The organism is Desulfobulbus elongatus DSM 2908, from assembly GCF_000621145.1.
GTDB lineage: Bacteria > Desulfobacterota > Desulfobulbia > Desulfobulbales > Desulfobulbaceae > Desulfobulbus > Desulfobulbus elongatus.
The window spans coordinates 25,187-31,782 of sequence record NZ_JHZB01000041.1 but is presented as its reverse complement, the minus strand read 5'-3'; the positions used below and the strand labels follow the sequence as shown (position 1 = coordinate 31,782).

Genomic DNA, 6,596 nt, shown 5'->3' with positions numbered 1-6,596 from the left:
CAATCTTGCCATCAACAGCCTCAATGCTGATTTCCTGATCGACCTTGAGCCTTCCGGCTTCGGCAATACTTTTTGGGATTCTCACTCCGAGAGAGTTCCCCCATTTCTTAACCACTAACTGCATGTCGCCACCTCATTTGAAGGGTATATACAACGTATAAACATATATACTGTTCATCCGTGTATGTGTCAATAAGGTAGAAGTGGCTCTGCAAATTCGGGCAAGCCGGTCTCAGTGGAAAATTTGCCACTCGAAGATCGACGGATCAAATACCTGTATTCCGCTGCCGTGCGGGGAGAAGCCGCTCTTTCATGACTTCGTTTTTGGGCAGATACGAGGTCCATCGTCGCTTGGGCGGGTGGACGTCTTTCGTGGTGCAGGCGTCAGAGTGAGCCGGCCACAATTTTTTTGGGTAAGACATGTTTGACGTCATAGATCACGGCATTGTCCCGGCACAGAGCTCGCAGTTCTTCAGCGGTGAACTGGGTGAACTCCCGATGGGCCACGGCCAGGATCACGGCATCGTAGCGTTGTCGCGGCAGCTGTTCGATCACGGTCACACCATACAATTGGCTGGCTTCGTCACGGTTCACCCAGGGATCGTAGATCTCGATTTTGGCGCCAAAGGTGGCGAGTTCCTCGATAATATCGATCACCCGGGTATTGCGCAGGTCCGGGCAGTTCTCCTTGAAGGTCAGGCCGAGGATGAGGAGATGGGCGTCGGCCACATGAATGCGTCGTTTAAGCATCAGCTTGACCGTTTCCGATGCGATATAGCGCCCCATGTTGTCGTTGAGCCGGCGGCCGGCAAGGATCATTTCCGGATGGTAGCCCATTTCCTGGGCCTTATGGGTGAGATAGTAGGGGTCGACGCCGATGCAGTGCCCGCCGACCAGACCGGGACGAAAAGGGAGGAAGTTCCATTTGGTGCCGGCGGCCTGGAGCACTTCCTGGGTATCAATTCCCAACCGATTGAAAATCAGAGCTAGTTCGTTGATCAGGGCGATATTGACGTCGCGCTGGGTGTTTTCAATGACTTTGGCGGCTTCGGCCACGCGGATGGAGCTGGCCTTGAAGGTCCCGGCGGTGATCACTTGGCCGTAGAGGGTGTCGACAAAATTTGCCACCCAGGGGGTGGAGCCGGAGGTGATCTTGACGATGGTGGGTAGCCGATGCTGGTGGTCGCCGGGATTGATTCGTTCCGGACTGTAGCCGACAAAAAAATCCTGGTTGAATTTTAAACCCGAATCCCGTTCCAGAATCGGCACGCAGACCTCTTCTGTCGCTCCTGGGTAGACAGTGGATTCATAAACCACCACATCATCCTTTTTCAATATCGTGGCCACAGCTGCCGATGCCTTGACCAGAGGCGTAAAATCCGGCTGTTTGTTACGGTCGATGGGAGTGGGGACAGCGACAATGAAGACGGTGCAATCGAGCAGCTCGTTGATATCGCAGCTGTACTGCAAGCTTCCGGCCTGCCGCAGTTCCTCAGGGGTCACCTCGCGGGTTGCATCGATATGGCGGCGTAATTCGTCCACACGGCGGGCTTTCAGGTCAAAGCCGATTGTCGGGTATTTTTTGCTGAATTCCACAGCCAAAGGCAGGCCGACATAGCCAAGCCCGATGATCCCGATACGGGCATTGTCCGGATTGAGCATGATGAGGCTAAAAGAATGGATTCAAACGGTTGAAGATGGTGTTTTTTCAACCACTTTTTGCGATGACCTTGGGTTGTTGCGAAATACTTTGTGGAGTAGCTGCACCATCCTGCATTTTTATTTTTCCAATAAAAGACAGTATGTTGCTCCATGTTCAAGAAAAAGTATTCGGTTAAAATGTTATATTAAAACAATTGATAAAAACAATTGCTTGAATAATTTTGCTCAATATTATGATTTTTTTGCTAAAAATTAGCACTGATATTTGATTGTATTGGAAAATATACCTTCATTTTGAATAAAATATATTGAAATTATTTATGATTTTTCAATAAATGATTAATTATCCATGGATAAAAAATATCATTCGAATTCTTGTAAAAAAATATTTTTTTATTGTTGACATTTCGTGCCTGTTTCAATCATGATAACGCCCGTCTTAGGTGCATCCGATTGGAAAAATAATATCGGATTTGCTTAAAAGGGAACCCCGTGTGAATCGGGGACGGGCCCGCCGCTGTATTCGGGGACGAACGCTGCATGATGCCACTGACCAACAAGGTCGGGAAGGCGCGGTCAGTAGGATAATCCGAAAGTCAGAAGACCTGCCTGAGACAGATAAAGGACGAATACGTGGACGGTATCGTGCTTGAGCAAGGAATCTGCGGATAAAAATGGGCTATCCCGGGTCGAGAACATGATCGATCCGGGATTTTTTTTGCAGAATTCTCAAGGCAGGTCAAGCTGGTTCCGTTGCCACAAGGATTGTGACGATGGCTCATTTCTCCACCCTGCTGCTCTCCATGTTCAGCACTATGGGATTGATTCCCCTGTTGGCCTGCATGGCCTCCAGGCTGCAAATGCTGGATCCGCCTGGTGAGAGAAAAATCCATGCATCCCCCGTTCCCCGGGTTGGTGGATTGGCCATGGCAATCGGTGTGCTGCCACCGATTTTCTTGCACAACCACCTCAGTCACTTCGCCTTCGTTGTACTGGCCGGTGCAGCCATCATCATCCTGTTCGCGGTGATCGACGACAGTGTCGGTTTGGGATACAAAACCAAATTCACCGGCCAGATCGCTGCTGCCATGGTGGTGATTTTTTATGGAAAATTGTCAATTTCCTCGTTTGGCGCATTGCCTGATGCGATCCTGTCGTTCAACTGGATCGCCATTCCCCTGACCCTGCTCGTCATTTTGGCCGTCACCAATGCCGTCAATTTAGCTGATGGGCTTGATGGCCTGGCCGGCGGAATGATGGCACAGGTGTTTCTTTATCTCACTCTGCTCGCCTACCGCTGCGACGTCCCCTTCATTTCATTGTTCGCAATAGCCGTAGTCGGGGCCATTTTTGGCTTCTTGCGGTTCAATACCTTCCCTGCCTCGATTTTCATGGGAGATACGGGAAGTCAGCTGTTGGGATTTCTCGGTATTGTCCTGACCCTCGCTCTGACCCAGGGAACCAATGCGCTCAGTCCCCTGATTCCGATGCTCCTGTTCTGTTTTCCGGTCCTGGACACAGCCGTGGTGATGTTTGAACGCATTCGCCGCGGCAACTCTCCGTTCCTGGCGGATAAAAACCATTTTCATCATAAACTCATCCGCATGGGTCTTTATCACACTGAAGCGGTTCTGGTCGTCTATGCCATCCAGGCATTTTTCGTGGTTTCTGCCTACCTGCTCAGGTTTTCTTCCGAATGGCTGATTCTCGTTTATTGTTTTGCCGCCATTTTCCTGATACCGATGCCGATTTATGTCCTTCACGGCACCGGCTTCCGCTTCCGGCGCCTGGGATTTATCGATATTCAGATCAAGACGAGACTGAGAAAAGTCTTTAAGGAAAGACTGCTTGTGCTTCGGTTGGCGCAAGGCACGTTGGAGTATGGATTGCCGCTCTTGTTCCTGGGGACAGTTTTTCTGCCGGGTTCCATTGCGCCCATAACAGGCATCGCCGGCGGAATTTTATTATGCGCCATGACAATGGTTCTCCTCTGGAAAACCCCATGGACTGCGCCTGTTATCCGGGTAGCGGTTTATGTGCTGTGCCCTCTGATTTTTCTGCACTGTCAGCAGGGAATCGCTCCCTGGATCACCTCTTTTTCTTTTGGATTGTATAGCGGCCTTTACGGCTTGATGGCCTTTGCGGCGATAGCCGTGCTGAAGCTGACCCGGCGACAGAAAGGTTTTCGGCTGACACCGACTGATTTCTTGATTGTCCTCATCGTCCTGGTTGTTCCCAATTTGCCGGATCCGGTGATCGAGGGATTGCAGCTAGGCGTCTGGACTACGTTTTTGATCGTCTTTTTTTTCTCCGTCGAATTGCTGATTGGTGAGTTGCGTGGAGTGACGAACAGGTTGGGAATCGCTCTTATGCCGGCCCTTGCGGTTCTGCTGCTTCGGGGAGCACTTCAGGGAACGGTGGGATGAAGACAGATATTGGGGAATTTTCGATGCGTGCCTGGAAATTGATCAGAGGACTGTTCCTGCTGTTGGCCATCGCCGGCCTTGTTTCGTGCAGTGGCGGGGAAGCGAAACGAGCCAAATTCATGGCGCAGGGGCAGGCGCATTACGAGGCTGGCGATTATGTCGCAGCCAGGCTTGATGTGAAAAATGCCCTGCAAATTGATCCGAAGTTCGGTCAGGGATATCTTCTGCTGGGCAAAACCGAACTGAAGCTCAAAAACTTTAAAGGAGCTTACCAGGCATTGTCCAATGCCACCAAGTACGCCCCGGAAAACATGGAGGCGCAGCTCGAACTCGGCCGATTGTTGCTGGGGGGGCGGCAGGCTGACAAGGCCATTGAAAAGGCCGATCTCGTACTCGCGAGAGATGGCGGACATGTCGAAGCGAAAGTGCTCAAAGCCTCGGCACTGCTCCTTGATAAAAAGCCTGCCGAGGCCATCGCCTTGCTCGAAAAAACGGTGTCGACGGAACTGAAAGTCCCCCAGGCCTTCAGCGTATTGGCAATGTGTTATTTCCAGACAAAAGATGTGGAAAAGGGCCGGCAGATCCTTCTTGAAGGAATCGGAGCCAATCCTGAGGCTGTTTCGTTGCGGTTGCTGCTGGCCCGGGTGGAAGCCGGACGCAAGGATCTGGATGCGGCTGCGATGCAGTTGCAGACCGCCATCAAGCTGCAGCCGGACAACAGGATGCTGCCGTATCAACTGGCAGATCTCTACTGGGCGTTTCACCAGGTTGACCGGGCAAAAACAATCGTCCGCGCACAGGTTGATAGTCAGGCCGGCAATGAGGAGGCGCTTTTGCAAGCCGCCGGATTTTTGGTTGGCAAAAACGAACTACAGGAAGCCGAAACCCTGCTTGACAGGGGTATTGCCGGGATCCCGGGCAGTTTTAAGCTGCGTTTTGCCCTCAACGACGTCCTGGTGAAGAAGATGGAAACCGATAAGGCCCTGGCTGTTCTCAAGGAATGTCTGACCCTCAGCAAGGATTCCGAGCATCCCGATATCGTCACCACCCGGTTGACCATCGCCCGTTTGCATCTGCTGCTGCACGATGTTCCGGCGGCACGAAGCGAGATCGAACAGGTCCTGCATGTCAGCCCCAAGAACATCGAGGGGCGCTTCCTTCTTGGCCAGATACTGATTGCCGAAGGAAAGGCATCCGAGGCGGTTCCCGAGTTCCGGATGGTCATAAGCGAGAAACCGGATCTTATGCCTGCCTACCTGATACTGGCCCGTGTTCACCTGATTGAGAAACAGCCCGAACTGGCCATGGATACGCTCGGCAAAGCCCTTGAGGTCAATCCGGATGCGCCGGAAATTCTGCAGGCTATGGCCATGCTGCGGACCCGGAATAAGGATTATGCCGGTGCGGAGAACAATCTTCGCAGGATTCTGCAGAAGACGCCGGACGATCTGCGGACCCAGGTGCAGCTCGGCGACCTGCTCTTTTATACCAAGGATTTCGCGCGGGCGGAGATGGAGTACAAGCGGCTTGTGCGGGTCGATGCCCGGAATCCTGTCGGGTACATACGGTTGGGCCGGCTGCATGCCCAGCAGCAACAGTGGGCGGCCGCCGAAAAGATCCTTCGCCAGGGGCATGGTGTGAACCCCGATGTGCCGATCCTGCTGACGTCGCTGGTTCAGGTGCTGCAGAAAGACAACCGCATCGACGCGGCGGAGGAGTTGTGCCGGAACGAGGTCAGGCGGCGGCCGGACCGGGCGTTCGGATATGCCATCCTCGGACAGCTGCTGGCACAGAAAAAACAGTACGCCGCGGCAGAGGCGCAGTTGCGCAAGGCCATTGAAATCGAGCCCGTCTGGCAGACACCATACAACGTTCTGGCCCAGCTGTACATGAGCCAGGGAAAGCAGGGCGAAGCGATCAGGGAGCTTGAAACCCTGAAGAAGGCGGATCCGGCGAATATCCGTACCTACTCTTCCCTGGCCCTGCTCTACGAGAAAAACGGCGACCATGTCAAGGCCATCGACATGTACCGGCAGTTGCTGGCACGGCAACCCGATTTTTGGCCGGCCGCCAACAACCTGGCCTTTCTCCTGAGCGAGAGGCACTCAGATGCCAAGGAATTGGACGAGGCGCTGACCCTGGCCATGAAGGCTAACAGGCTGCGACCGGAAGACGCGACCATTCTCGACACCCTCGGTTGGGTCCACTACCGGAGGGGAGAATTGGAGCAAGCTCTGGTGGCCCTGGAGGAGGCGCTTGAAAAGAACCATGACAGTGCGGAGATGAATTACCATGCGGCGGTGGTTCTGCATGCCAGTGGCCGGGTCGAGGAGGCCCGGGAAAAACTGGACACGGCTCTGAGGGATGATGACTTCACAGACCGGGCAGCAGCTGAGAAGCTGAATGCCCTGATTGCAGGTCAAAAGAACTGACAGTTGTTGCGGGAGCGGGCAGGTGGCACATCTGTCCGGATCCGTGGACTGTTGGACGATCAGATTTCTGATGGAT

General features: G+C 53.3%; 4 protein-coding genes, 1 pseudogene and 1 riboswitch. Of the genes and pseudogenes, 3 read left to right on the top strand and 2 right to left on the bottom strand.

Translation table 11 applies throughout. From position 1 onward, the window contains the following. The coding region (locus tag Q362_RS24895) for an AbrB/MazE/SpoVT family DNA-binding domain-containing protein (protein WP_157470198.1) at window positions 1–124 on the bottom strand (124 nt) is incomplete at its 3' end. A 260-nt stretch (window positions 125–384) separates the two neighbouring features. Next, window positions 385–1,662, bottom strand: coding sequence for a Vi polysaccharide biosynthesis UDP-N-acetylglucosamine C-6 dehydrogenase TviB (gene tviB, locus Q362_RS0115500; protein WP_028319413.1), 1,278 nt, complete (start codon window positions 1,660–1,662; stop codon window positions 385–387). A 424-nt stretch (window positions 1,663–2,086) separates the two neighbouring features. Further along, window positions 2,087–2,289, top strand: a riboswitch (cobalamin riboswitch). A 146-nt stretch (window positions 2,290–2,435) separates the two neighbouring features. On the opposite strand from tviB, the gene Q362_RS0115495 reads away from it, so the two are divergent. The 3 genes and pseudogenes from Q362_RS0115495 to Q362_RS24600 all read left to right on the top strand — a co-directional run bounded on the left by Q362_RS0115495 (window position 2,436) and on the right by Q362_RS24600 (window position 6,520). Then, window positions 2,436–4,088: an MraY family glycosyltransferase gene (locus Q362_RS0115495; RefSeq protein WP_028319412.1), complete on the top strand. Its 1,653-nt coding sequence runs from the start codon at window positions 2,436–2,438 to the stop codon at window positions 4,086–4,088. After that, window positions 4,085–4,747: pseudogene (locus Q362_RS25030) on the top strand (tetratricopeptide repeat protein); the annotation flags it as partial. The gene Q362_RS0115495 and the pseudogene Q362_RS25030, both read left to right, overlap by 4 nt. A 306-nt stretch (window positions 4,748–5,053) precedes the next feature. Continuing rightward, the gene (locus tag Q362_RS24600) at window positions 5,054–6,520 is read left to right on the top strand and encodes a tetratricopeptide repeat protein (RefSeq protein WP_245590246.1); all 1,467 of its coding nucleotides are present in this window, start codon (window positions 5,054–5,056) and stop codon (window positions 6,518–6,520) included. The last annotated feature ends 76 nt before the right edge of the window (window positions 6,521–6,596 follow it).